Origin of the sequence: Haliea alexandrii (genome assembly GCF_003719295.1) — a bacterium.
Taxonomy (GTDB): domain Bacteria; phylum Pseudomonadota; class Gammaproteobacteria; order Pseudomonadales; family Halieaceae; genus Haliea; species Haliea alexandrii.
Map to the genome: position 1 here is coordinate 1,119,776 of NZ_RFLW01000001.1, position 24,343 is coordinate 1,144,118.

At 62.5% G+C, this 24,343-nt stretch carries 20 protein-coding genes and 1 pseudogene; 9 read left to right on the forward strand and 12 right to left on the reverse strand.

The window, feature by feature from the left end:
- Position 1: 1 nt before the first annotated feature.
- The 4 genes from EGJ68_RS05130 to miaB are packed head-to-tail and all read right to left on the reverse strand — an operon-like array spanning position 2 to position 3,754.
- Positions 2-847: an HlyC/CorC family transporter gene (locus EGJ68_RS05130; protein WP_123033419.1), complete on the reverse strand. Its 846-nt coding sequence runs from the start codon at positions 845-847 to the stop codon at positions 2-4.
- Positions 844-1,326, reverse strand: coding sequence for an rRNA maturation RNase YbeY (gene ybeY, locus EGJ68_RS05135; RefSeq protein ID WP_123033420.1), 483 nt, complete (start codon positions 1,324-1,326; stop codon positions 844-846). Before ybeY ends, EGJ68_RS05130 begins: the two co-directional genes overlap by 4 nt.
- Complete coding sequence (locus tag EGJ68_RS05140) at positions 1,323-2,366, reverse strand: PhoH family protein (protein WP_123033421.1); 1,044 nt, start codon at positions 2,364-2,366, stop codon at positions 1,323-1,325. The genes ybeY and EGJ68_RS05140 overlap by 4 nt, the downstream gene beginning before the upstream one ends.
- A 35-nt stretch (positions 2,367-2,401) precedes the next feature.
- The gene (gene miaB / locus EGJ68_RS05145) at positions 2,402-3,754 is read right to left on the reverse strand and encodes a tRNA (N6-isopentenyl adenosine(37)-C2)-methylthiotransferase MiaB (RefSeq protein ID WP_123033422.1); all 1,353 of its coding nucleotides are present in this window, start codon (positions 3,752-3,754) and stop codon (positions 2,402-2,404) included.
- 201 nt (positions 3,755-3,955) lie between these two features.
- On the opposite strand from miaB, the gene EGJ68_RS05150 reads away from it, so the two are divergent.
- Positions 3,956-4,300, forward strand: coding sequence for a DUF1820 family protein (locus tag EGJ68_RS05150; protein ID WP_035529419.1), 345 nt, complete (start codon positions 3,956-3,958; stop codon positions 4,298-4,300).
- A 50-nt stretch (positions 4,301-4,350) separates the two neighbouring features.
- Here EGJ68_RS05150 and EGJ68_RS05155 read toward each other — a convergent pair whose 3' ends face one another.
- Entirely contained in the window at positions 4,351-5,628 is a 1,278-nt protein-coding gene (locus EGJ68_RS05155) for an aminotransferase class I/II-fold pyridoxal phosphate-dependent enzyme (protein ID WP_123033423.1), read from the reverse strand.
- 165 nt (positions 5,629-5,793) lie between these two features.
- Here EGJ68_RS05155 and lon point away from each other — a divergent pair, with 165 nt between their 5' ends.
- On the forward strand, positions 5,794-8,214 hold the full coding sequence (lon, locus tag EGJ68_RS05160) for an endopeptidase La (protein ID WP_123033424.1): 2,421 nt from the start codon (positions 5,794-5,796) through the stop codon (positions 8,212-8,214).
- Between the two features lie 296 nt (positions 8,215-8,510).
- Here lon and cmoB read toward each other — a convergent pair whose 3' ends face one another.
- Both cmoB and cmoA read right to left on the reverse strand, forming a co-directional pair.
- On the reverse strand, positions 8,511-9,488 hold the full coding sequence (gene cmoB, locus EGJ68_RS05165) for a tRNA 5-methoxyuridine(34)/uridine 5-oxyacetic acid(34) synthase CmoB (RefSeq protein WP_123033425.1): 978 nt from the start codon (positions 9,486-9,488) through the stop codon (positions 8,511-8,513).
- Complete coding sequence (cmoA, locus tag EGJ68_RS05170) at positions 9,485-10,216, reverse strand: carboxy-S-adenosyl-L-methionine synthase CmoA (RefSeq protein ID WP_123033426.1); 732 nt, start codon at positions 10,214-10,216, stop codon at positions 9,485-9,487. The genes cmoB and cmoA overlap by 4 nt, the downstream gene beginning before the upstream one ends.
- 111 nt (positions 10,217-10,327) lie before the next feature.
- Between cmoA and EGJ68_RS05175 the strand changes: the two genes are divergently transcribed.
- On the forward strand, positions 10,328-11,266 hold the full coding sequence (locus EGJ68_RS05175; RefSeq protein WP_123033427.1) for an aminotransferase class IV: 939 nt from the start codon (positions 10,328-10,330) through the stop codon (positions 11,264-11,266).
- A gap of 4 nt (positions 11,267-11,270) precedes the next feature.
- Positions 11,271-12,038 (forward strand): sulfotransferase-like domain-containing protein, encoded by a 768-nt coding sequence (locus tag EGJ68_RS05180; RefSeq protein WP_123033428.1) that lies wholly within the window; start codon positions 11,271-11,273, stop codon positions 12,036-12,038.
- On the opposite strand, the gene EGJ68_RS05185 is transcribed toward EGJ68_RS05180, so the two are convergent.
- The gene (locus tag EGJ68_RS05185) at positions 12,035-13,105 is read right to left on the reverse strand and encodes a purine nucleoside permease (RefSeq protein WP_123033429.1); all 1,071 of its coding nucleotides are present in this window, start codon (positions 13,103-13,105) and stop codon (positions 12,035-12,037) included. The two genes, EGJ68_RS05180 and EGJ68_RS05185, sit on opposite strands and share 4 nt — an antisense overlap.
- Before the next feature lie 75 nt (positions 13,106-13,180).
- Positions 13,181-15,340: a TonB-dependent receptor gene (locus EGJ68_RS05190; RefSeq protein WP_123033430.1), complete on the reverse strand. Its 2,160-nt coding sequence runs from the start codon at positions 15,338-15,340 to the stop codon at positions 13,181-13,183.
- Positions 15,341-15,598: 258 nt separating this feature from the next.
- Between EGJ68_RS05190 and EGJ68_RS05195 the strand changes: the two genes are divergently transcribed.
- Together EGJ68_RS05195 and EGJ68_RS05200 are read left to right on the forward strand one after the other, a co-directional pair.
- Positions 15,599-17,017 carry an amidohydrolase family protein gene (locus EGJ68_RS05195; protein ID WP_158283503.1) on the forward strand — a complete coding sequence of 473 codons (1,419 nt, stop codon included), beginning with the start codon at positions 15,599-15,601 and terminating at the stop codon, positions 17,015-17,017.
- Positions 17,014-17,583, forward strand: coding sequence for a cupin domain-containing protein (locus EGJ68_RS05200; RefSeq protein WP_233248676.1), 570 nt, complete (start codon positions 17,014-17,016; stop codon positions 17,581-17,583). Before EGJ68_RS05195 ends, EGJ68_RS05200 begins: the two co-directional genes overlap by 4 nt.
- On the opposite strand, the gene EGJ68_RS05205 is transcribed toward EGJ68_RS05200, so the two are convergent.
- Positions 17,580-18,161, reverse strand: coding sequence for a phosphoribosyltransferase (locus EGJ68_RS05205; RefSeq protein WP_123034054.1), 582 nt, complete (start codon positions 18,159-18,161; stop codon positions 17,580-17,582). The two genes, EGJ68_RS05200 and EGJ68_RS05205, sit on opposite strands and share 4 nt — an antisense overlap.
- 152 nt (positions 18,162-18,313) lie before the next feature.
- On the opposite strand from EGJ68_RS05205, the gene EGJ68_RS05210 reads away from it, so the two are divergent.
- From EGJ68_RS05210 to EGJ68_RS05220, 3 genes are read left to right on the forward strand one after another with little or no spacing between them, the layout of a single operon-like run.
- A complete protein-coding gene (locus EGJ68_RS05210) occupies positions 18,314-19,630 on the forward strand; it encodes an NCS2 family permease (RefSeq protein WP_123033433.1) in 1,317 nt (438 codons plus the stop codon).
- A gap of 30 nt (positions 19,631-19,660) precedes the next feature.
- A complete protein-coding gene (pepD, locus tag EGJ68_RS05215) occupies positions 19,661-21,103 on the forward strand; it encodes a beta-Ala-His dipeptidase (RefSeq protein WP_123033434.1) in 1,443 nt (480 codons plus the stop codon).
- Positions 21,104-21,120: 17 nt separating this feature from the next.
- On the forward strand, positions 21,121-22,317 hold the full coding sequence (locus tag EGJ68_RS05220; RefSeq protein ID WP_123033435.1) for an amino acid aminotransferase: 1,197 nt from the start codon (positions 21,121-21,123) through the stop codon (positions 22,315-22,317).
- Between the two features lie 28 nt (positions 22,318-22,345).
- On the opposite strand, the gene EGJ68_RS18480 is transcribed toward EGJ68_RS05220, so the two are convergent.
- Positions 22,346-22,753: an ATP-binding cassette domain-containing protein gene (locus tag EGJ68_RS18480; protein ID WP_408609903.1), complete on the reverse strand. Its 408-nt coding sequence runs from the start codon at positions 22,751-22,753 to the stop codon at positions 22,346-22,348.
- A gap of 30 nt (positions 22,754-22,783) precedes the next feature.
- Positions 22,784-24,238 (reverse strand): annotated as a pseudogene (locus EGJ68_RS05225) (ATP-binding cassette domain-containing protein); the annotation flags it as partial.
- Positions 24,239-24,343: the final 105 nt, after the last annotated feature.

Below are 24,343 nucleotides of genomic sequence, written 5' to 3' on the forward strand. Positions count from 1 at the left end.
ATCAGCCGCCCAGGGGCCGCATGCGCAGGCTGTGGATCTTGCGCTGATCGGCGTTGATGACCTTGAACTCGAAGTTCTCGATGCAGGTGACTTCGTTGCGCGCGGGCATGTGCCCGAAGGCCTGGATAACCAGGCCGCCGATGGTATCGAACTCTTCGTCGCTGAAGGTCGTGCGGAAGTGTTCGTTGAAATCCTCGATGGGCGTCAGCGCCTTGATAAAGTAGTCGCCCTCGCCGATGGTGCGGATGAAGTGGTCCTCGTCCACGTCGGTCTCGTCTTCGATATCGCCGACGATTTCCTCCAGCACGTCCTCAATGGTCACCAGGCCGGCAACGCCGCCATATTCATCAATAACGATCGCCATATGGTTGCGGTTCTCGCGGAACTCGCGCAGCAACACGTTCAGCCGCTTGCTCTCCGGTACCACCACCGTGGGGCGCAGCAGTGTTTCCATGCGGAACTCGCTGTGATCCTTGTTGAGCAGCTCAGGTAACAGGTCCTTGGCCAGCAGGATGCCCTGAATATCGTCGGGGCTATCACCGATCACCGGGTAGCGAGAGTGGGCAGAGTGAATGATCTGCGGCAGGATTTCCTCCAGCGTTGAATCCGCCTTGATCACCACCATTTGCGCGCGTGGAATCATGATGTCGCGCGCCTGCATGTCGCTGACCTTCATGGCACCTTCCATGATGCTGCGCGCATCCTGGTCGATAACCTCGTTTTCGGCGGCGATGGCGAGAACCCCTTCCAGGTCGCGGCGATTGTGCGGTTCCGAGGAGAACAGCAAGGCTATTTTCTCGAGCCAGGAGCGGTCTCCGGGCTCGCTGCCAAATCGATCTTCGCTCATGGGGTGACGGGCTCCTCGGAGACAGTGTCTGGGTAGGGGCAGGGGAATCCCAGTATGGCCAGGATGGCCGTTTCCAGGTTTTCCATCTCCTTGGCTTGAGCCTCGCAGATGTGGTCGTAGCCCAGCAGGTGCAGCGCGCCGTGCACGGCCATGTGGGCCCAGTGTGCGGCTGCGGGTTTGCCCTGTTCAGCGGCTTCCCGGGCGACCACAGGGGCGCAGATGACGATATCGCCCAGCAGCGGCAGCTGCAGGCTCTCCGGCAGGTCGGCGGGAAACGACAGCACGTTGGTGGGCCCCGGCTTGCCGCGGTAGTTTTGGTTGAGTTGTGCCATTTCCTCTGCACCCACCAGGCGCAGGCAAAGTTCCGGAGTGGCACTGCTGGCGCGACCCTGCAGGGTGGTTTGCAGCCAGTGCCTTAAGTCGTCCTCCTCGGGAACCGGCTCGGTACAGGCAGTCTGGATGTCGATGTGGCTGTTCATGGCCGGGTCTTGTCGAGCGGTGTCGCCCTGTCCTCGTAGGCATCGTAGGCTTCAACGATACGCTGCACCATGGGATGGCGCACCACATCCTTGTTGCCGAACCAGGTGAAGCCTATGCCCTCGACATCGGCGAGGATATTGCCGGCATGGGTCAGGCCGGACTGAATGCCCTTGGGCAGGTCGATCTGGGTGGCGTCCCCCGTGATCACCGCCGTGGAGCCGAAGCCGATGCGGGTGAGGAACATTTTCATCTGCTCACGCGTCGTGTTCTGGGCTTCGTCGAGAATGATGAAGGCATTATTCAGCGTGCGGCCGCGCATGAAGGCGAGCGGCGCTACTTCGATAATATTGCGCTCGATGAACTTGTTGACCGTTTCAAAGCCGAGCATTTCGTACAGGGCGTCGTACAGGGGGCGCAGGTAGGGGTCGATTTTCTGGCTCAGGTCGCCAGGCAGGAAGCCCAGCTTCTCTCCGGCCTCTACCGCCGGGCGCACCAGCAGGATGCGTCGCACGCGTTCCTCCAGCAGTGCTTCCACGGCGCAGGCGACCGCGAGATAGGTTTTGCCCGTGCCGGCCGGTCCGATGCCGAAATTGATATCGTGCTGCTTGATGGTGCGCACGTAGCCCTGCTGGTTCTTGCCGCGGGGTTTTACCGATGCACGCTTGGTGCGAATAACCTGAATAGCCTCAATGGCAGCGCCTGCAGGGTCTTCGGCCAGCATCTCGATTCCCGCCTGCTGCAGTTGCAGGTGCAGTGACTCCGGGCTCAAGCCAACGCCCTGGCAAACCTCGCCATACAGGTTTTCCAACAGGCTGCGGCCGGCATTGACCGCGCCGGGCGGCCCGCTGAGCAGGAACTGGTTACCGCGGGCTGCAATACTGATGCCCAGACGGGACTCGATCTGGCGCAAATGGCCGTCGAACTGGCCGCAGAGCATGGCCAGATGGCGGGTGTCATTCGGTTCCAGGGTGAGGCTTGACTGTGTCGACTCGGGGGTCGGAGATTCGCTGTTCAAATCGCTCGCAGCCCGCTTGGGCATGTGGTCGTGGGTTTAAGGATATACGGCTGTGCCGACTAGTCAACCGCGCGCAACAGCGGCGCCTGTGCCAGCTGGCCACGCAGTGAGTTCGGCAGCGCGTCGACAATCTCAAGGTCGGCAAATGCGCCGATCAAGCTGCGGTCGGTGCAGTGAAAATTCACCACCCGGTTGTTCTCGGTCCGGCCCTGCAGTTCGCCCGGGTCTTTCTTGGAGACACCCGTGACCAGCACGCGCTGCACCGTGCCCACCATACGGCGGCTGATGGCCTGCGCTTCCTGCAGAATACGCGCCTGCAGAATCTGCAGGCGCTGCTTCTTGGTGCCTTCATCGGTGGTGTCCGGCAGCTCTGACGCGGGTGTACCGGGGCGCGCGCTGTAGACGAAGCTGAAGGACGTATCGAACCCGATGTCTTCAACCAGCTTCATGGTAGCGGCGAAATCCGTTTCGGTTTCGCCCGGGAAGCCGATAATGAAATCTGAAGAAATACTGATGTTCGGGCGTATACGGCGCAACCGGCGGATTTTCGACTTGTATTCAAGTGCCGTGTGGCCGCGCTTCATGGCCATGAGAATCCGGTCAGAGCCACTCTGCACGGGCAGGTGGAGATGGTCGACCAGCTGCGGAATTTCCGCGTAGGCGTCAATCAGCGCATCGCTGAACTCGACCGGGTGCGACGTGGTGTAGCGGATGCGCTCGATGCCCGGAATGCGCGCCACCAGGTGCAGCAGCTCGGCAAAATCGACGACCTCACCGAGGTGGTTGGCACCGCGGTAGGCGTTGACGTTCTGCCCGAGCAGGTTGACTTCGCGCACGCCCTCGCCGGCGAGGTGCGCCACTTCCGCAATGACATCATCCACGGGCCGCGACACTTCTTCCCCACGGGTGTAAGGCACCACGCAGAACGTGCAGTACTTGCTGCAGCCCTCCATCACCGATACGAAGGCGGTGGGCCCGTCAACGCTGGGCTCTGGCAGGCGATCGAATTTCTCGATTTCCGGGAAGCTGACATCGACCACCAGGGTGCCAGCGGGGCCGCGCTGCTCCATCATCGCGGGCAGCCGGTGCAGGGTTTGCGGCCCGAAGACGAGGTCGACATACGGCGCGCGCTTGCCGATCTCGGCGCCCTCCTGGCTGGCGACACAGCCGCCCACGCCGATGATCAGGTCGGGATTCTTCTGCTTCAAGTGCTTCCAGCGGCCCAGCTGGTGGAACACCTTTTCCTGGGCTTTCTCACGAATCGAGCAGGTATTGAGCAGCAGGACATCCGCTTCTTCAGGGTTGTCTGTGGGCGTGAGACCGTGACTGGCCTGCAGCAGATCGCGCATGCGCGCCGAGTCATACTCGTTCATCTGGCAGCCGTGGGTCTTGATGTACAGCTTTTTGCTCACTGAGCCTCGTCGGCGCACCGCGGTCGGTTTCTGGCCGGTTGTTGTAAAAAGGGGGTGAATTATACAGATTCATACCCCGGAAACCTAGCCGGCCCGGGTGGCAGATAGTGGTAATTTGTGCCGGGAGTGGTAACATCGCCTCCCCCCGGTTTTAGCGCACTTGCCGCGGAACCGCCCGGCGCAACGCCTCACGAGGACAGCATGGCCAACCAACCTGTGTACAAGGTGATTTTCCACAACGCGAACCAGGTGTTCGAGGTGTTCGCGCGCCAGATCTACCAGAGCGACATGTGGGGCTTCATCGAAATCGAGGAGTTCGTCTTCGGCGAGCGTTCACAGATTCTTGTCGACCCCAGTGAGGAAAAGCTGAAGCATGAGTTCAGCGGGGTAAAACGCAGTTACATTCCGCTGCAGGCGATTATTCGTATCGACGAGGTGGACAAGGAAGGCACGGGCAAGATATCCGAGGCCGCCCCCGGTTCACGCAGCAACGTGACGGCCTTCCCCGTGCCCGGCATGCAGCCCCACCACAGCGGCGACGACTGACCGCAGGCAATGCGCCCGCCACTGCGTGGCAGGCGTCCTCACACTGCCTTCTAGCGGCCCAGCCGCTGCTTGATCGACGCGATTTTCACGCACAACACGAACACGTCCACGCTCGCCTGTACATCGTCCTGCGCCGGGAAGCTGGGTGAGAGCCTGATATTGCGGTTGTCCGGGTCCTTGCCGTAGGGAAAGGTGGCACCGGCTGGCGTGAGCTTCACACCGACGTTGCCCGCGAGCGCCACAATCTCTGACGCCAGCCCCGGCAGCGCGTCGAAAGAGACAAAGTAGCCGCCCTGCGGGGTCGTCCAGCTGCCCATGCCACTGCCGGCCAGTTCCCGCTCGAGCGTACCCAGTGCCACATCGAAACGCGGCTTGAGCAGTGCCGCATGTCGGCGCATGTGGGCACGGAGGGTCTCGCTGTCCTTGAGGAACCGCACGTGACGCAACTGATTGACCTTGTCGGGGCCGATAGTCTGGAACGCGAGGTGGGCCCGGAAGGCGGCAAGGTTGCGTTCGCTGCTGCCGACGAACGCAACACCCGCGCCGGCGAAGGTGATCTTGGAGGTGGACCCGAACTGGAAAATGCCGTCCATAGTCCCGAGCTCGCGCGCGTGGGCGGTGATACTGTCCAGAGTGGGGGCGTCCTCCTGCAGGGTGTGCACCGCGTAGGCGTTGTCCCACATGACGATAAAATTGGCAGACGCGACCTGCGGCAGGCGCGCAAGGCGTTCTACGGTATCTGCACTGTAGACGCAGCCGGTGGGGTTGGAGAAGCGGGGTACACACCAGATGCCCTTGATATCAGCGTCGGCGGCAACCAGCGCCTCTACCTGCTCCATATCCGGGCCTGAGTCGAGCAGACGCACGGGTATCATCTCGATACCGAGGTATTCACACACGGAAAAGTGGCGGTCGTAACCGGGTACCGGGCACAGGAACTTCACCTGTGCCCGATTGCCCCAGGCGGATTCCGCGCCGCGCAAGCCCTCGCGCAGGGCGAAGTCCATAACCTGGTACATGAGGGTCAGGCTGCTGTTGCCGCCGACCAGCGTTTCCTCCGGCGCCGCACCCAGCACCGCGGCAAACAGGGCGCGCGCCTCCGGCAGGCCCTCGAGACCACCGTAGTTGCGAGCATCACTGCCGTCCGCCGCGCGGTAGTCGCCGTCCAGAATGCCGTCCAGCGCGTCGGAGAGGGCAACCTGTGCCGCGCTGGGTTTGCCGCGGGTGAGGTCCAGGTTCAGGTTTTTCGCTGCCAGGGCATCGTACTGTTCGTGGAGATCGGCAAGCGCAGCGCGCAGTTCGGCTTCAGTGGCCTTGTCAATATGCACTGTGGACTCCTGTATCAGTCGTGCGGTTTGAAGTGCGATTCAACTGTCGCCAGTATACTCCCAGCGCCGGCTGCTGAAAAATGGCTCTGTGGTTACTCTCTTGAAATACCGCGCGTCGAGCCCATATCTGGCGGATAACCCCGCAGTTGAAACAGGCAGGCAAGCATGAGCAAGGCCCCTAAATTTGCACCAGACGAGTCGGACACACACGCCACAGGGTCCCAGGCCCCGGCAGTGGCGAGCGATATGCTTCCCGATACGCTGTATGTGATTCCGGTGCCGCAGCGCCCGTTTTTCCCCGGTCAGGTGCAGCCCGTTGCGATCAACCCGCAGGAATGGGCTCCCACGCTGGAGGCTATCGCCGCGGAAGGACACGGACTGGTGGGCCTGAGTTATGTGGAACAGCAGGGCGCCGACAACATCGGTCCCCGCCAGTTTCCGGAAATAGGCTGCGTTGCGCGCCTGCACCGGCCACCCGGCGCCAATGGCCCCGGCCAGTTCCTGGTGCAGGGGGTGAAGCGTTTCCGTATCGTGCGCTGGCTCACGGATTCTGCGCCCTACCGGGTGCAGGTTGAGTACCCGCGCAGCTCGGGAGATCGCGACAGCGACGAGGTCAAGGCCTATGCCATGGCGCTCATTCAGCAGATCAAGGAACTGTTGCCACTGAACCCGCTGTACAGCGAAGAGCTGAAGCACTACATGGCCAACTTCAGCCCCAACCAGCCCAGTCTGCTGGCGGATTTCTCCGCCGCCCTGACCACGGCCAAGGGGGACCAGCTGCAGGAGATTCTCGATACGCTGCCCCTGCTGGCGCGCATGGAAAAAGTGCTGGTGCTGCTGCGCAAAGAGCGTGAAGTGGCGGAGATGCAAACCCACATCACCAGCCAGGTGAATGAAAAGGTTTCGGAGCAGCAGCGCCAGTTTTTTCTGCGCGAACAGCTGAAAGTCATCCAGAAAGAACTCGGCCTGTCCAAGGATGATCGCAGTACCGACCTGGAGCTTTTCGAAGAGCGGCTCGCCGCCCTGAAGCCAACAGAGCCCGTGCGCGAGCGTATCGCCGAAGAGTTGCACAAGCTTTCGGTGCTGGAGAGCGGTTCCCCCGAGTACGGTGTCACCCGCAACTACCTCGACTGGGCCACGCAAGTGCCCTGGGGTATTCACTCGGAGGATCAGCTCGAACTCGGCCATGCGCGGGAGACACTCAACGCGCATCACGATGGCCTGGACGACGTCAAGCAGCGCATCCTCGAGTTCCTTGCTGTGGGCGCCTTCAAGGGCGAGATCAGCGGCTCCATTCTCTTGCTGGTTGGCCCGCCTGGCGTAGGCAAAACCAGCATCGGGCGCTCCGTGGCTGATGCCCTGGGACGGGAGTTCTACCGCTTCAGCCTCGGTGGCATGCGCGACGAAGCGGAAATCAAGGGTCACCGCCGTACCTACATCGGGGCGATGCCGGGCAAGTTCGTGCAGGCACTCAAGGATGTGAAAGTGGCCAATCCGGTGATCATGCTGGATGAGATCGACAAGATCGGTGCATCCTTCCAGGGCGACCCCGCGTCGGCCCTGCTGGAAGTGCTGGACCCGGAACAGAACGCTGAATTTCTCGATCACTATCTGGATATGCGTGTGGATCTTTCCAAGGTGCTGTTTATCTGCACCGCCAACCAGATCGACAGCATTCCCGGACCGCTGCTGGACCGCATGGAAGTGCTGCGCCTGGCCGGCTACATCGCCGAGGAAAAGCTGGCCATTGCGCGCAACCATCTGTGGCCCCGGCTACTGCAGCGGCATGGCCTCAAGGCTGAGCAGCTGAAGATAAACGACGCCGCGTTGAAATCGGTGATCGAGAGCTACTGCCGCGAAGCCGGTGTGCGCAACCTGGAAAAGCAGCTGGCACGCATCATCCGCAAATCCATTGTCAGCCTGCTGGAGGGCGGCGAGCAGCGCGTGCGCATCGGCAAGAAGGATATTGAAACCTTGCTGGGTCAACCGGTGTTTCACACCGAGAAGCTGTTGCGCGGCCCGGGAGTTGCCACCGGACTGGCCTGGACGGCCATGGGCGGGGCCACGCTGGCGATCGAGTCCTCCAAGGTGCACACCCTGAACAGTGGTTTCAAACTCACGGGGCGCTTGGGTGAGACCATGCGCGAGTCAGCGGAGATTGCCTACAGTTATGTGGTGGCACACCTGCGGGACTTCGACTGTGACTACGATTTCTTCGACACCAGCCTGGTGCACCTGCACGTGCCGGAGGGTGCCACGCCGAAGGACGGCCCCAGTGCCGGCATTACCATGGCAACCGCCCTCATTTCCCTGGCGCGCAATGAGCGGATCAAACGGCCGCTGGCGATGACGGGGGAGTTGACCCTGACTGGGCAGGTGCTGCCGGTGGGTGGTATTCGCGAGAAGGTGATCGCGGCGCGACGCATGAAGATACCCGAGCTGATTCTGCCTGCGGCCAACCGGCGTGATTTCGATGAGTTGCCGGCGTATTTGCGGGAGGGGCTGGAGGTGCGCTTTGCGCGCAACTACCGGGAGGTATTTGAGTATGTGTTTCATGAGCATCGGCGGGAGAAGGCGTTGCATTGAGGGCCGCCCACACCGGCACATGCGGCTTGGGTGGTGAAGTCTGGCATTCAAGGCGCGGGGTGCAGCGTCGCTCGGAAGTAAATTCTGGCACCACAAGCCCAATGCGCAGGGTGGCGCGGCGGCTGGGGGCGAGCAGGACTGTAGGAAACAGGGATGTTTCCTTCAAGCCCCCAGGGATGGGTTCACGGCGTGTCCTGCTCGCCCCCAGCCGTCGAGCCGCCCGCCTCCAAGCCTGCGCCGCCCATCGAGCCGCCCGCCACCACGTCCGTGCTACCCGCCGAGCCCACCCGCAAGCATTACGGCGCCCGGGCCGTCACCACAGCCCGCATCGGCGCCGGATACCCCTCTATCGTGCGCGTGGCATCCTCGGGGTCGAGAAAGTCAGCCAATGACTGAAAGCGCATCCACTCGGTCTGCCGCTGCTCCTCGACGCGGGTAGTCGAGACATCCACCAGTGCCACATCACGGAATTTCAGCTTGCGCAGCCAGGACACCAGCGTGTCGGGGCTGGGCAGGAACCAGACATTTCCCATGCGCGCATAGCGCCCCTCGGGTACCAGGGTGGCGCCCAGAGGCCCGTCGATGACCAGTGTTTCCAGGATGAGCTGCCCGCCGGGACGCAGACAGTCGCGCAGCTCCTGCAGGTGATCCATCGGCGAGCGGCGGTGATACAACACTCCCATGGAAAACACACTGTCAAACGCCTGCAGCTTGGCGGGCACGTGTTGAATGCCCAGCGGTAACACCCACACGCCGGAGTGCTGCAGGTATTTCTGCAACGCCCAGTACTGCACGACAAACAGCGGCGTAGGGTCGATGCCGATGACCTCCCGGGCCCCGGCGCCGGCCATGCGCCAGCAGTGATAGCCGCTGCCACAACCCACATCGAGTACGCGGCGGCCAGTGAGGTCGTCAAGGCCGTGCTGCAGTCGTTCCCACTTCCAGTCGGAGCGCCACTCGGTGTCGATGTGCACGCCGAACAGGTCGAAGGGCCCTTTGCGCCAGGGATGCAGACGCTGCAGGGTATCGCGCAGGGCGGATATCTGTGCCTCATCCAGCGCGGGCTGCCGGTCGGCGCCCACGCGGGCGCTGGTGAGCCGGCGAGTTGTTGGTGTGATATCGGGCAGGGCCGCGAGGGCTTCGAGCCAGCGCGGCAGGTCGCCGTAGCGTTCGACGGCAAGGCCACTGGCGATCTGTGCGTGCAGGCGCTCGGCCCAGGGTGCCAGTTGGGCATCTTGTTGCCAGCGGTCTATCAGCGGGCCGTAGTCGATCATTTAAGGGCTATCAGTGAGGCGAAGTTGAAGCACTGGAACCACACGTCACAGCTGCCAAAACCGGCGTCGTGGCAGCGCTTGCGGTGCTGCTGCAGTGTTTCGCGCCGCAGGAAACCGTCCAGCGCATCGCGTTTTTGCGCAATTTCCAGGTCGCTGTAACCGTTGGCGCGTTTGAAGTCGTGGTGCAGGTCAATGTTGAGGGCGTCGAGGTGCGGGTCCTCGAAGGTGACTTTTTCCGAGAGCACCATGATGCCCCCCGGTCGCAGGCCGTCGTAAATGTGCTGAATGACGGCGTCGCGTTCTTCGCGGGCGATGAACTGCAGGGTGAAGTTGAGCACCACCACCGAGGCATCGGTGACATGCACGTCCTGCAGATTGCTGCACACGAGATCCACGGGGACTTCGTGGCTGTCGGTATCCATAACGCCGCGGCAGCGCTCAAGCATTGCGGCGGAGTTGTCGACGCCGACAATCCGGCAGTCACCGTGTTGCACGTTCTGGCGCATGGCGAGGGTGGACGCGCCGAGGGAGCAGCCGAGGTCGTAGAGGCGGCTGCCCGGTGTGGCGAAGCGCCCCGCGAGCAGGCCGGTCATGGCGATGATGGTGCTGTAGCCTGGCACGGAGCGGCGGATCATGTCCGGGAACACCTGGGCCACCCGGTCATCGAAGCGGAATGCGGTCGGCTCGGGTACGGGTTGCGCGTAGATGTTGTCGCGTTGTTCGGCCACGGGTAGTGCCTGCCTGGGTGTTTTGGAGGTGGCGCGATTTTACCACGGATGTACTTGCGGCCCGAATAGCGCACAATAGCGCGCGCAGAAAACCGTTCCGGGAGCACAGGCATGAAAGGCACGCATGAGTACGCGGGCGATCCGCGCAATGAATCTATCCTCATCGAGATCAATGGCACGATTGTGCCGCGTGCCGAGGCGCGTATTTCCGTGTTCGACTCGGGGTTTATCCTGGGCGATGGCGTGTGGGAAGGCCTGCGTGTCGAGGGCGATACGGTGCTGTTTCTGGAACGGCACCTGGAGCGCCTGTTCGAGGGGATGAAAACGCTGGATTTCCAGCCCGATTTCACCCGCGAGGAACTGGCCGCCCGCTTGTACGCATTGCTGGCGGCAAACGGCATGCACGATGGCGTGCACATTCGGCTGATGGTGTCGCGGGGTGTGAAGGCAACGCCCTACCAGGATCCACGCATGACGATCACGCCGCCGACGGTGGTGATCATTCCCGAATACAAAGAGGCGCTGCCCGAAGTGGTGGAGAAGGGCGTGCGGCTGTATACAGTGTATGTGCGCCGCGGCTACTCGGACGTGCAGGACCCCGCGCTGAACACACACTCGAAGCTCAACTGCATCGGCGCCTGCATCCAGGCGACCAAGGCCGGTGCCGACGAGGCACTGATGCTGGACCCACACGGGTTTGTCGCAACCTGCAACTCGACGCACTTCTTTATTGTACGCCGCGGTGAAATATGGACCTCGACCGGGGACTACTGCCTCGACGGCATCACGCGCGGCAAGGTGCTGGAAATGGGTCGGGAGCTCGGCCTCACCGTGCGCGAGACCAATTTCACGCTCACTGATGTGTATAACGCTGAAGAAGCATTTGTTACCGGCACCTTTGCCGGCCTGGTGCCAGTAACCGAGGTGGATGGCCGCACGATTGGCGAGCCCGATGCAGAGCGTCCGGTTATCAAGCGCCTGCAGGGGCAGTACCGGGAAACGGTCGCGCGCTACATCGCCGGCCCCGGCCAGCTACATCCGCGGGGTTAGTCACATGCAGACGCTTCGATTGGCCATGTGGTCTGGCCCGCGCAATATCAGTACGGCGTTGATGCGCGCGTTCGAGAACCGGGCGGATTGCGCGGTGGTGGATGAGCCGTTTTACGGCTATTACCTGCAAGCCACCGGGTTGGACCACCCGGCCGGCGAAGCAGTGAAGGCGAGCATGAGTTGCGATTGGCGTGAAGTGGCGCGTCAGTTGTGTGAGGAATTGCCGGCCACCGCAGACCGGGACCGCTGTACCCTGTTCTACCAGAAGCACATGACGCAACATATCCTTCCGGCGATGGACATGGCCTGGACAGACGGCCTGGTGAACTGCTTTCTGATTCGACAGCCGCGCCGGATCATCGCGTCCTACGCTCGCGTGCGTCCCGAGTTTGCGCTCGAGGAGCTGGGTTTTGTGCAGCAGTGGGAGCTGTTCCAGCGCGTTGCGGACCGGCTGGGTGCAGCGCCCCCGGTGATCGATTCCGCCGCGACACTGGCCGACCCTGAAGGCGTGTTGCGGGCGCTGTGCGAAGGCGTGGGCATTCCATTCAGCGCGGCGATGCTCAGCTGGCCCGCTGGCAGCCGGGACAGCGACGGCGTGTGGGCACCGCACTGGTATGCCGCGGTAGAGGCGTCAACCGGGTTCCAGGCGGTGAACGAGCAGCCCCTGGCTGAAGTGGCGCTGCCGCCGCAGTGCGAAGCCATGTGTGAGCAGGCGGAAGCGATTTACGCCCGACTGTCCGCACACGCTTTGGGCAGCGCTGCCCGGGGTTAGTTGGCGGCAGGTATCTGCCGAGCGTGCTGCTCCCAGTCGGCCAGCAGTGTATCGATGACCTTCCTGCCCACCTGGTAGGCGTTTTCCAGCGCCGCATCCAGCCCCGCGTAGCTGTCATGCTGTTCTTCCAGCAGGTACGCCGCAGCGGTTTTGCCCGGCGGAGGCAGGGTGAAGTTGGAGGCGGTGCGCAGTACCATCACCCGGTCTTTATCCACCTTGCCGGCCGCGTCGAGGTAAGTGAGTGATTGAAAGGTACCGGTGTCTTCCATCGCGGAGCTGACGAATTCGCCCTGGCCGTCAGTCCAGTATTTGACCCACTCGTTGGCCCAGTCATTGAGCAGTTCACCATGCCAGAAGGTCATGGCGGCCAGCTGGTCTCCCTTGATCACCCGTGGCGGCTGTTGCCCGACCGGGTAATCGACATAGGGCTTGCGCGCCGCCTCCAGCGTGGGGTGGTCGGGGAGGGGCATGTCTCTGGTCAGGCCGTAGGCCCAGTTGACCAGCCCGGTGTTGAGCCGGAAGACTTCGCCCAGGTTGTAACTCTTGCGTGAGGCGTCTTCTGGCCCCTGGCTGAACAACGGGAAATAGCCGTGATTCCAGCCCTCGGGGATTTCGCGGCTGTCGATTTCGTGCGCCAGATCGCCGTCCACCAGCCATTCGGCCCAGGCCACCGAACCCAGCGAGGCGTCCGCTGGGTCGAAGCCGGAAATGCCGGCAACCAGCCAGTAGGCCTTGCTCAGGTCAAAGCGCGGGTCCAGGCCCAGTGCCATGACGCTGGCGGCGGCGTTGGCGGTGCCCATGCCAGTGACGATACCGAGCACGCCGGATTCAAGATTCATGTGTATGTCGTGGTGCATGTGCGGTGCGGGGAAGCGCGTGTCCAGCGGCACACGTTCGTACCAGCGCTGGAATTCTCCCGCCTTGTCGCCGGTGTCGGCGCCGGTTTCAAACATGGTGACCACCACGACCTTGACCGGAATAGGCGCGATGCTGTCTGCGTCAGCGGCGCCGGCACCAACACTGGCAAAAAGTGCGGCAAGTAGTGTAAGCAAAGCGGCTTTCATCATGGCCTGCTGTCCTCTGGGTTTGGCTTGTAGGCGGGTCGACGTTTCTGCGCCGGCCCGCCGATTGCGGTCAGGCCTTTAAAAAGCGCTGGAGAGCGACAGACCCCACACGCGCGGCTCGTTGGTGAAGCCCGTCAGGTTGTTGAAGTCGATGGCACCCTGCACGTTTTCTTCATCCGTGATGTTGCGGCCAAACAGCGCCACCTCATAGCTGCCATCGCGCAGCCGCCAACCGAGGCGCACGCCGCCCTCGAACTGGCCGTCGGTCGCAAACTCCACCGCGTCATAGAGGAACAGCTGCGTGTCGCCCTGGTAGGACCAGTCAGTAAAAGCGAACACTTCAGACTCGCGGCCTACCGGCATGCTCCAGGCAGCGCTGAAGTTGAAGGTGGTTTCGGGTGCCTGTGGGAACGGGTTGCCATCGACAAGCACCAGTCCGTCGGCGTCGATCGGGTTGCGGATGGTGCAGGCGCCGCTGCCACAGGGGCCAACCCGCAGCGTGTCATCGTTTATTTCGGTGTCGACATAGCCGGCGCCGAAGGTCAATGACAAGTTGTCGGTCACCGCCCATTCCAGGTCGAGCTCACCGCCCATGCCTGTGCCCTGCTCCGCGTTTACCAGCTGAATGGTGTTGTTGGTGCCACCCACGGCGGTGAACTGAATGTCGTCGACCTCGTAGTAGAACAGCGCCGCATTCAGGCGCATACGCCCCTCGAGATACTCTGCCTTGTAGCCCAGTTCATAGGAGATGACCGTTTCTGAATCGGCAATCGAGGGCGCAGCACCGAATGCCACATCGCGGCCCTGAATGGTGGGCGCGCGAAACCCGGTCCCCACCTTGGCCCAGTACAGCGAGGCGTCATCCGCTGCGAACGACAGCGCCAGGTCGCCGGTGACCTGATCGTCCGACACGCTTTCCTCGAAGCCCGGTGCAAAAAAGTCCTTTTCATCGTCAGTCCAGCGCAGGCCCGCGGTGAGGGTCCAGGCATCGCTGAGGGCATAATCGGCCTGGCCGAAAACGGCGATGGAGGTGTTTTCGTGGGTTACCGTGGTTGCCGGCACGAAGAACGGGCTGGTTTCCACATCCAGGTCTGAGTCGAAGTAAAACAGGCCGGTCTGCCAGTTAAGCCGCTCACCGCTGTTGCTGGCGAGGCGCAGTTCCTGGGTGAACTGCTGCACATCTGCTGCATCCTGTGTTTGCGAAGGGAAGGGGATGAAGCCGGGGCCCATGAAGGGCAGGAACGAGGCACCGAAACCACCATCGATATCCCCCAGGCTGCGCCCCTTGGCATCTTCACCCGCGGTGATGGAGGTCAGTGTTACGGCGTCAAAGGCGTATTCCAGTTTCAGGTTGAGGCCGGTATTCCGATACTCCTGCGGGTTGTTGTCACCCTCGTCAAAGAACACGGTGTCGCGAATGTAGTTTTCGTTCAGGCTGTTGCTGCCGGTATCGAAAATATTGGCGCGGAATACGGCGGCGGTGCCGTCCAGGTCGCGGTGGTGGGCGCCGAGCAGGGCGCTCAGCCGGTCGTTGGGTTCAAACAGCAGGAAACCCTTTACGGCTTTCTCGGTGAAGCCGCCCAGTGCGTCGTTTTCTCCGGTAAACCCGTTGTCGATCCAGTCGCCGCGGCTCTGGTACAACACGGCTATGCGGCCGGCAACGGTGTCGGTCAGGCCACCGCCCACGGCGCCTTCGAAGTTCAGGGTGTCCAGCTCGCCGATATCGACCTTGGCGCGGCCCTCAAGCTCACGGGTTGGTTTGCGGGAGTCGAACTTGACGATGCCCGCCGTCGTGTTTCTGCCGAACAGGGACCCCTGTGGTCCGCGCAGCACTTCCACCTGCTCCACGTCGAACAGCGGAAAGCTCTTCAGCACCACGTTTTCCTTGACCACATCGTCCATAATGATGGAGACCGGCTGCGATGCCGCCAGGTCGAAATCGATATTGCCCAGTCCGCGCATGTAGAAACGGGGCGCCGCACGGCCATTGGAAGACTCGACATACAGCCCGGGAACACGGGCCGACAGCCCGCGAATGTCGGCGCCGCCTTCAAAGATGGCGCTGAAACGCTCGCCAGACAGGGTGGCGACGGAAAGCGGCACGTCGAGCAGGCTTTGCTCGCGCTTCTGTGCCGTGACGATGATTTCTTCCAGCTGCGCCATGGCCGGGGCGGTTGCGGTAGTGGCTGCGGCGATGGCGGCAGTGAGGGCCAACCGGGGTACGGTTATGCGCTTCATGAGTAAGTCTCCTGAATGATCGGGATGGATGCTGAGAGTTGCAGTCTTGCAGAGCGCAAAATGGGGTCTGGTGCCCGCGGATGGCCTTGACGGCTCATAGCGTGAAATTTACGCTGTTGAGCCAAGGTGCGCAGCCCCGCATGGGAAAAATACCACTATTTGACCATGTTGAAATCAATGCCAAGCTGGGCATTAGCGCTGGAAACCCGGAATCTGTCCGTTGCCCCATACCCCCATACCCCGGGGAGGAGGAGAAGTGTGTTGAAGGCTTTTTTACCGTGTTTCCTGACTGCTGTGCTGGCCAGCCCCTTGGCCGTGTGGGCAACGTCCGCCCAGCAAGCCGACCTCATTGTCTATGGCGACTACGTGCTCACCATGGACGAGGCGCAGCCGCAACTGCAGGACGGCGCCGTGGTGGTGCAAGGCGATAGGATTGTCGATGTGGGCCCTCGTGCGCGCATCGACGCCGGTTGGCGCGCAGTGTCGACGATTTCGGGAGCGGGGCGTGTGTTGATGCCGGGGTTGATAAACGGCCACACGCATTCGGCCATGACCCTGTTTCGTGGCATGGTTGACGACCTCGATCTCATGACCTGGCTCAACCAGTACGTTTTCCCTATGGAAGGCCGTTTCGTGACACCGGAGTTCGTGCGCGTGGGCGCACAGCTGGCCTGCTGGGAAATGATCCGCGGCGGCACCACGACATTTGTCGACATGTATTTTTATCCCGACGAGATCGCCGCGGTCGTCGAGCGCTGTGGCCTGCGCGCCGTGGTCGGTGCACCGCATATTGACTACCCCAGCCCGGGGTTCAGTGGCTGGGACGATTCCTTTGCTGCCGCTGACGATTTCGTGCAGCGCTGGCAGGGGAAACACCCGCGGATCACGCCTGCATTTGCGCCGCATGCTCCCTACACGGTCTCCCCGGAACACCTGCAGGCAACGGTGGAAAAAGCTGCGGCGCGCGGGGCGCCCATCAGCATGCACCTGGCGGAGGCCCCAGCCGAGCGTGACTACGTGCTGGAACAGTTCGACACCACCCCGGTGCAGCATGTCGCCGGGCTCGGCATGTTCAGCTCGCCACTGATTGCGGCGCACATGGTGCAACTGGATCCCGCCGATATCGCACGCACCGCGTCTGCCGGCGTGGGGGCTATTCACAACCCCACCTCCAACATGAAGCTGGGAGCGGGTGTTGCGCCGGTCAGTGCCATGCTCGCTGCCGGGGTCAACGTTGGCCTGGGAACTGATGGCGCCGCCTCCAACAATGATCTGGATCTGTGGGAGGAGGTGCGTATGGCGGCTCTGCTGCATAAAGTCATCAGCGGCGATCCCACGGCACTACCGGCGAGCCAGGCGCTGGCCATGGCCACTCGGCTGGGCGCTGCCGCGATCCACAAAAGCGGCGACATCGGCCAATTGAAGGCGGGGATGCAGGCCGACATGATTCAGTTGGACGTCAGCCAGACCCACCAGATGCCGCTCTATGATGTGCAATCGCATCTCGTTTATGTATTGGGCAGCGACGATGTGCAAACCACGATAGTCGCCGGCGAGGTACTGATGCAGGACCGTAAAGTACTCACCATCGACGAGCAGGGTCTGCGCGCCAACGTCACCCGGATCAGCGGTCGTATCCGCGAGGCGTTGCAAGCCGGGCAGGAGGACACATTGTGAAATGGACTCGGGTGTTAATGGCCTGTGTGGCCGCGGTGGCCACCGGCGGGGCGTGTGCAGACGATGCCGCCGAGGGTAGTGGCAAGGCGGCAATCATCGCTGCTCTGGGACTGCAGCCACATGTTGAGGGTGGCTATTTTGCCCGCACTTTCCAGCCCGATCATCGGCCCAGAGTGGCCACGCCGGCGGGTCCACGCTACACCATGACGGCGATCCACTACCTGCTCACCGATGATTCACCTATCGGGCACCTGCACCGGAATGAGTCCGATATCGTGCACTTCTATCATCTGGGGTCGCCTGTGAAGTATTACTTGCTGCATCCGGATGGCCGTCTGGAAACGGCCGTGCTGGGGCCGGATCTGGCTGCGGGCCAGCGCCTGCAGCTCACAGTGCGGGGCGGTGTGTGGAAAGCTTCCCATCTGCCCTCGGGTGAATACGGGTTGATCAGTGAAGCGGTGGCCCCGGGGTTCGATTACGCCGATATGGCACTGGGCAAGCGCGCAGCGCTGCTCGAGGCATTTCCGCAGCACGCCGACATCGTGCGCGCCTTCACCCGCGACTAGCGGTTACCGGCGGTCTGCAGGTGTTGCTGCAGCTGCCCCATGATGCTGGCGAGTTCGGGTTTGTTGGCGCGAATCTCCTCCAGGGTCAAACCGTGCAATTCATGCGGGAACACCAGCCAGTCAGCGGTCTCATGAATGTAGTACTCCGGCACCCGCTCGGTCCGGTTGTTGCCGGGTTTGTAGTAGGGGGTGGCGATGCGAATCTCGGGCGTATTTTTCTTGCAGGCACGGTGCAGGTCCAGTATCACCTGATCGATGGACAGCCCCGTGTCGTGTACGTCATCGACGATCAGCAGTGAATCCTCTGACTCAAGCTGGCGGATGATATAACTCAAACCGTGTACCTTCACATGGCGGTCACGCTGACCGATGCCGGTGTAGGACGACGTGCGGATAGCGATGTGGTCTGCGTTGACCCCCAGCACATCCAGCAGTTCCTGCACGGCGATACCGACCGGTGCGCCACCACGCCACACGCCGACGATGTAATTGGGACGATAGCCACTCTCGTAGACCTGCCAGGCCAACTTGAAGGAATCTTCCAGCAACTGCTGGGCGCTGATGTAGTACTTGTGCATCGGTTCTTTGTCCCTGTTGATCGTCGTGGCTACCGGCTGTGAGGCTACCATAGCTCGGGTTCGGCGACTGCACTATGGTGCCACTCGCGGCGATTGCGTACACTTTGGCTTCTAGCGCCGAGCGCCCATCCGCAGAGGAACCAGGCCATCCGATGAACCAGGTTAACGTGGCCAACGGCCTTCTTGAACGCCTTTTCAAGCTCTCTGAGCACGGTACCTCGGTGCGTACCGAGGTCATTGCCGGGGCGACCACATTCGTCACCATGGCCTATATCATTTTCGTCAATCCGCAGTTGATGGCTGCGGCGGGCATGGATGCCTCCGCAGCTTTCGTCGCCACCTGCCTTGCCTCGGCGCTCGCCTGCTACTTCATGGGTCTGTACGCCAACTGGCCGGTCGGCCTGGCGCCGGGCATGGGTCTCAATGCGTTCTTCACCTACACGGTCGTCGCCGATATGGGCTATAGCTGGCAGGTAGCGCTGGGTGCGGTATTTCTCGCCGGTGTGCTGTTTGTGATCATGAGTATTACCCGTTTGCGCCGCTGGATGCTGGATAGTATTCCGATGAATCTGCGTGTGGCGATGGGGGCCGGCGTGGGCTTGTTCGTGGGATTCATCGGCCTCAAGAGTGGCGGTGTGATTGTGGCCAGCGAAGCTACATTGCTCACCCTGGGTGACTTTACTCGCCCTGAGCCGTTCCTCGCCGCTCTGGGTTTTCTGCTGATTGCGGTGCTCTCTGTGCGTCAGGTTCGCGGCGCCATCATCGTCGGTATTCTTGTCACCACGGGGCTCGCGTTGCTGTTTGGGCTGGTGGAATACCGTGGCCTGGTGGCGGCGCCACCGAGTATGGCGCCAGTCTTCATGCAGCTGGACATCATCGGGGCGCTCGACCTCGCGATGGTCAGCGTGGTCATTGCCTTCCTGTTCGTGAACCTGTTCGACACCGCAGGAACCCTGCTGGGGGTGGCGAGTCGCGCCGGTCTTGTCGATGCGCAGGGCAACATCAAGCACCTGGATCGCGCCCTGAAGGCTGATAGCACCTCCAGTGTGGTCGGCGCCTTCCTCGGCTGCGCTCCAGTGACCAGTTATGTGGAAAGTGCGACGGGCGTGGCGGCGGGTGGGCGCACCGGGCTGACCGCCGTTGTGGTTGGCACACTGTTCCTGGCGGCGATCTTTTTCGCGCCACTCGCCAGTATGGTGCCCGCTTTCGCAACGGCCGGGGCGCTGGTGTATGTGGCCATGCTCATGCTGAGCAGCTTGCAGGGCCTGCTCTGGGATGACCTGACCGAGCTTCTGCCGGCACTGGTCACCGTCGTGATGATCCCGCTGTCCTTTTCCATCGCCAACGGCATTGCCGTGGGCTTTATCAGCTACGCGGTGATCAAGTTGTTCGCGGGCCGCTATCGCGACATTTCCCCGGGCGCGTGGTTTCTCGCCGGTATATTCATCGCCAAATTCGCGCTGATGTAAGCGCAGCATACGTTGCGGGAGGAGCACGTCATGAAACCGCGGGATTTTCCGGTTGATCCGGAACATATCTGGGAGCATTTCTACCAGCTGACCCGTATTCCCAGGCCCTCCAAAGCGGAGGCGGCGGTGCGCGACTACGTGATCGGGCAGGCCGAGGCCCACGACTGCCGCTGGCAGCTGGATGCTACCGGCAACCTGGTGGTGTATGTGTTGGCATCCGCCGGGCGCGAGGGACACGCTACCGTGATCATCCAGAATCACCTGGATATGGTGACGGTAAAAACGCTCGACAAGCAGCACGACTTCTATCGCGATCCCCTGCAGCTGAAAGTGGAGGATGGCTGGCTGCTGGCGGACCGGACCACACTGGGTGCGGACAACGGGCTGGGCTGCGCGGCGGCGCTGGCCCTGCTCACGGACCCGGACGTGCAGCACCCGCCCCTGGAGCTTCTGTTTACCGTGGATGAGGAGACCGGCCTCGGCGGTGCGCTGGGCCTGGATGCCTCCCTGCTCAGCGGGCGTGTCATGCTGAACCTGGATACCGAGGACTGGCACGAGCTGTACGTGGGCTGTGCCGGTGGTGCCGGCTGGGTGTTTTCGCGGGATTATGCCGTGCAGTCCCCCGCGGCTGAGTTCGGCTGCTGGACGCTGGAGTTGAAGGGGCTGGCCGGTGGCCATTCAGGCATCGAGATTCACCTGCAATTGGGCAATGCGCTGAAGCTGCTGGTGGAGGCGCTCGATCCTGTTGGCTCGCTGCAGCTGGCTGCGGCCAGTGTGGGTGTGGCGCACAATGTCATTCCGCGCGAGGGCAACATCAGCTTTGCCTGCAGCAGCGCCGATGCGGAGGCCCTGCAGCGGCGTCTGGATGAATTGCAACAGCGTTGGCGGGGTTACTTGCCCGCGGCGGATCACAGCCTCGAATTGCTGCTTTACCCGGCAGAACCTGCCCAGGTGATGAGCAGCGCCGACAGCCGGGACCTGTTGCGGGTGCTCGCTGCGTTACCGCACGGGGCACAGGCCTACAGCCTTGAGCAGCCGGCAGACCTGGTCGACGTGAGTGTCAACCTGGCGCGCCTGCAGCTGGCCGCGGGCAAGCTGGAGCTGGAAAGCAGCTTGCGTTTCTTCAATCCGGAACAGGCTATCAGCCTGCGCATGGCGGTCGAGGGACTGGCGCAGCTGGCGGGGCTGCACATACAGCGTATTGCCGGGTACCCCGGGTGGCAGCCGGACTTTGCCAGCCCGCTGTTGGCACGGGGCAAAGCACTGCACGAGCGCCTGTTTGATAGCGTGCCTGCGGTCAAGGCGATTCACGCCGGCCTCGAGTGCGGTATATTGAAAAGCAAACTTCCCGGCGCCGACATCCTGTCCTTCGGCCCCACAATTCGCGGCGCACACTCGCCCACGGAGCGCTTGTGCATCGCGACTGTGGCGCCGTTCTGGCATTACCTGACCGCTTTGCTGGCGGAACTTTGACCCAGGAGAATTTCCTCATGCTCGAATGCTTGCCCCAGGTTCCCGAGGATTCCATCCTCGGGCTAGCCGCCGCCTGTCGTGCTGACCCCAACCCGCGCAAGGTCGATCTGACGCTCGGCGTGTACATGAACGAGGAAGGCCTGTGCCCGGTGTTTGATGCCATTCGCCTGGCGCAGGACGCCCTGGTACAGGCCGAGCGCACCAAAGTCTATATGCCGCCTGCCGGGGACCCTGATTTCAACAGCGGCATGCAGCAGCTGGTACTCGGGCTGGGTAGCCCGGCTTTGCTGGACGGGCGTGTCAGCAGCATCCAGACGCCGGGTGGTTGCGGTGCCTTGCGCATTGGCGCCGAGATTATCAACGCGGCTGCGCCCGGTGCCAGAGTGTGGGTGTCCGACCCCACGTGGCCGGTGCACATACCGCTACTGGGCAGCGTAGGCCTGCAGTTTGCAACCTACCGCTACTATGATCCCGCGAGCCACGGCGTCAATTTCGATGCCCTGGTCGAGGACCTCAGGGCTGCGCGGCACGGTGATGTGGTGTTGTTGCACGGTTGCTGCCATAACCCTTGCGGCGCCGACCTCAGCCTGGAGCAATGGGCAGAGATCGCCGACATGGCGGAAAGCCAGGGGTTTCTGCCGTTTGTCGATATCGCCTACCAGGGTCTGGGTGATGGCCTGGATGCGGATGCAGCCGGGTTGCGCCTGCTGGTTGAGCGTCTCCCGGAAGTTCTGATTGCCGCGTCGTGCTCCAAGAATATGGGGCTGTATCGGGAGCGCACCGGCGCGACGTTATTCGTAAGTGCCAACCCCGCCAGTGCCGCGGCACTGCGCACGCAAGCCCAGGTGGCCGCGCGGCGTATTTACTCCATGCCGCCAGCCCACGGCGCATTGCTCGCTGCGCGCGTGCTGCAGGATGACGAGTTGAATGCAAACTGGCGGAACGAGCTGGAGGCCATGTGCTGGCGCATCAACGGTTTGCGCACCAGCCTGGTGAGCAAGCTGGAGCAGTGTACCGGGCGTGACTTCGGTTTCATCGAGCGAGAGAAGGGCATGTTTTCTTTTCTCGGGCTGAGTGCCGCTCAGGCGCTCGCGCTGCGCGAACAGTACAGCGTGTACATGCTGGATTCGTCGCGTATCAATGTTGCGGGTATCAATGGGGCCAACATCGACTACCTGGCGGAGTCGGTGGGCAAGGTCCTGCAGGCGGGCTGAGGGGGCTGCGGTTGCGCAGCCGCAGCACTCAGGCTTCCAGCTCGGCCCACCGTTCGATGGCCGTATCCAGTGCCGCCTGCAACTCACTGAGCTCGGCGAGCACGGCATCCACGGATTCGCGGCTCTGTTGGTAGAACGCCGGGTCGGCAGTGCGTGCTTCCAGCGCAGCCTGCTTCTGCTCCAGTTCCTCGATCCGCGCGGGCAGGGTGTCCAGTTCGCGCTGTTCCTTGTAGGACAGTTTCCGGCGCGCGGTTGATGCGGGGCTGGCCGCCACAGGGGCGGGCGTTTCGGGCTTGCTTGCCGGCATTTGCTGGCCCCGGGTTTCCGGCTCCACCAGCCGGCCACCGCGCGCTTCCCAGTCGCTGTAGCCACCCGCCTGCTCCTCCACCGTGCCGTCTCCACGCAGGATCAACAGCTGGGTCACCACATGGTCCATGAAGTCGCGGTCGTGGCTGACCAGGATGACCGTGCCGTCGAAGGACAGCAGGATGTCCTCCAGCAGTTCCAGGGTTTCAATGTCGAGGTCGTTGGTGGGTTCGTCCAGTACCAGCAGGTTGGCGGGCTTGCTGAACAGGCGTGCCAGAATGGCGCGGTTCTGCTCGCCCCCGGACAGTGCTTTTACCGGTGTGCGCACCCGCTCCGGGCTGAACAGAAAGTCACCGAGGTAGGAAATGGCATGGCGCCGCTTGCCGTTCAGCTCGATGAACTCCTGGCCGCCGCAGACATTGTCGATAAGATTCTGCTCCGGCTCCAGTTTGCCGCGCAGCTGGTCGGAGTAGGCAATTTCCAGTTTCGTGCCCAGCTTCACACTGCCTTCATCCGGCTGCAGCTGGCCCAGGATCAGCTTGACCAGGGTCGACTTGCCGGCACCGTTGGCGCCCACAATACCCACCCGGTCACCGCGCTGGATGATGCTGGAAAAGTTGCGAATGACGGTCTTGTCGTCGAAGTGCTTGCTGACGTTTTCCAGCTCTGCCACCACCTTGCCGGAGCGACTCGCCTCCTCCACGACGAAGTTGGCACTTCCCACTTTCTCGCGGCGTTGCTGGCGTTCGCTGCGCATCTTTTCCAGTGCCCGCACGCGGCCCTCGTTGCGGGTGCGCCGCGCCTTGATGCCCTGGCGAATCCACACCTCTTCCTGCGCCAGTTTCTTGTCGAACAGCGCATTGGCGCGCTCTTCCGCTTCCAGCGCCTGGTCGCGGTGGGCGAGGAAGCCCTGGTAGCTACCCTCCCAACTGGTGAGATGGCCGCGGTCCAGTTCCGCAATGCGCGTGGCAACGCTCTGCAGAAAGCGCCGGTCGTGGGTAATCAGCACAATCGCGCCGCGGTATTGCTGCAGCTGTGTTTCCAGCCACTGGATGGCGGGGATGTCGAGGTGGTTGGTGGGTTCGTCCAGCAGCAGGATGTCGGGGTCCGCCACCAGCGCGCGCGCCAGGGCGACACGCCTGCGCCAGCCGCCGGACAGTTCGCCCATCCTGGCGTCTTGTGGCAGCTGTAGCTGGGTGATAGTGGTTTCCACACGCTGCTGCAGGGTCCAGCCATCGGCGGCTTCCAGCGCCTGTTGTACCGCACTGAGACGGTCAAAATCGATGTCATCGCCGTCGTGCAACAGGCGGTGGTATTCCGCCAGCAGCTTGCCAGCCTCCGCCAGTCCTTCGGCGACCACGTCGTAGACGGTGCTGCTGTCGGCGTCGGGCAGTGTCTGTTGCAAGCGCGCGATGCGCACCCCGGGTCGCAGCCAGCGATCACCGGAATCGGTCTGCAGTTCACCTGCCAGTACTCGCAGCAGTGTGGTCTTGCCTGCGCCATTGCGCCCCAGCAAGCCCCAGCGTTCACCGCGGCGGATGGTCAGGTCGACATCATCAAGGAGTACCTGAGTGCCGTAGTGAAGTTGCAGGGATTCGAGTTTGAGAAGTGGCATGAAACGTTTGTCAGTGAGCAGGGGCCTGCATTCTACGGGCTGCGTGCAGCGGGGGCCAGCCACGAGAGCAGGGCATACTCACATAAGGCGAAACGCGGGGCTCCG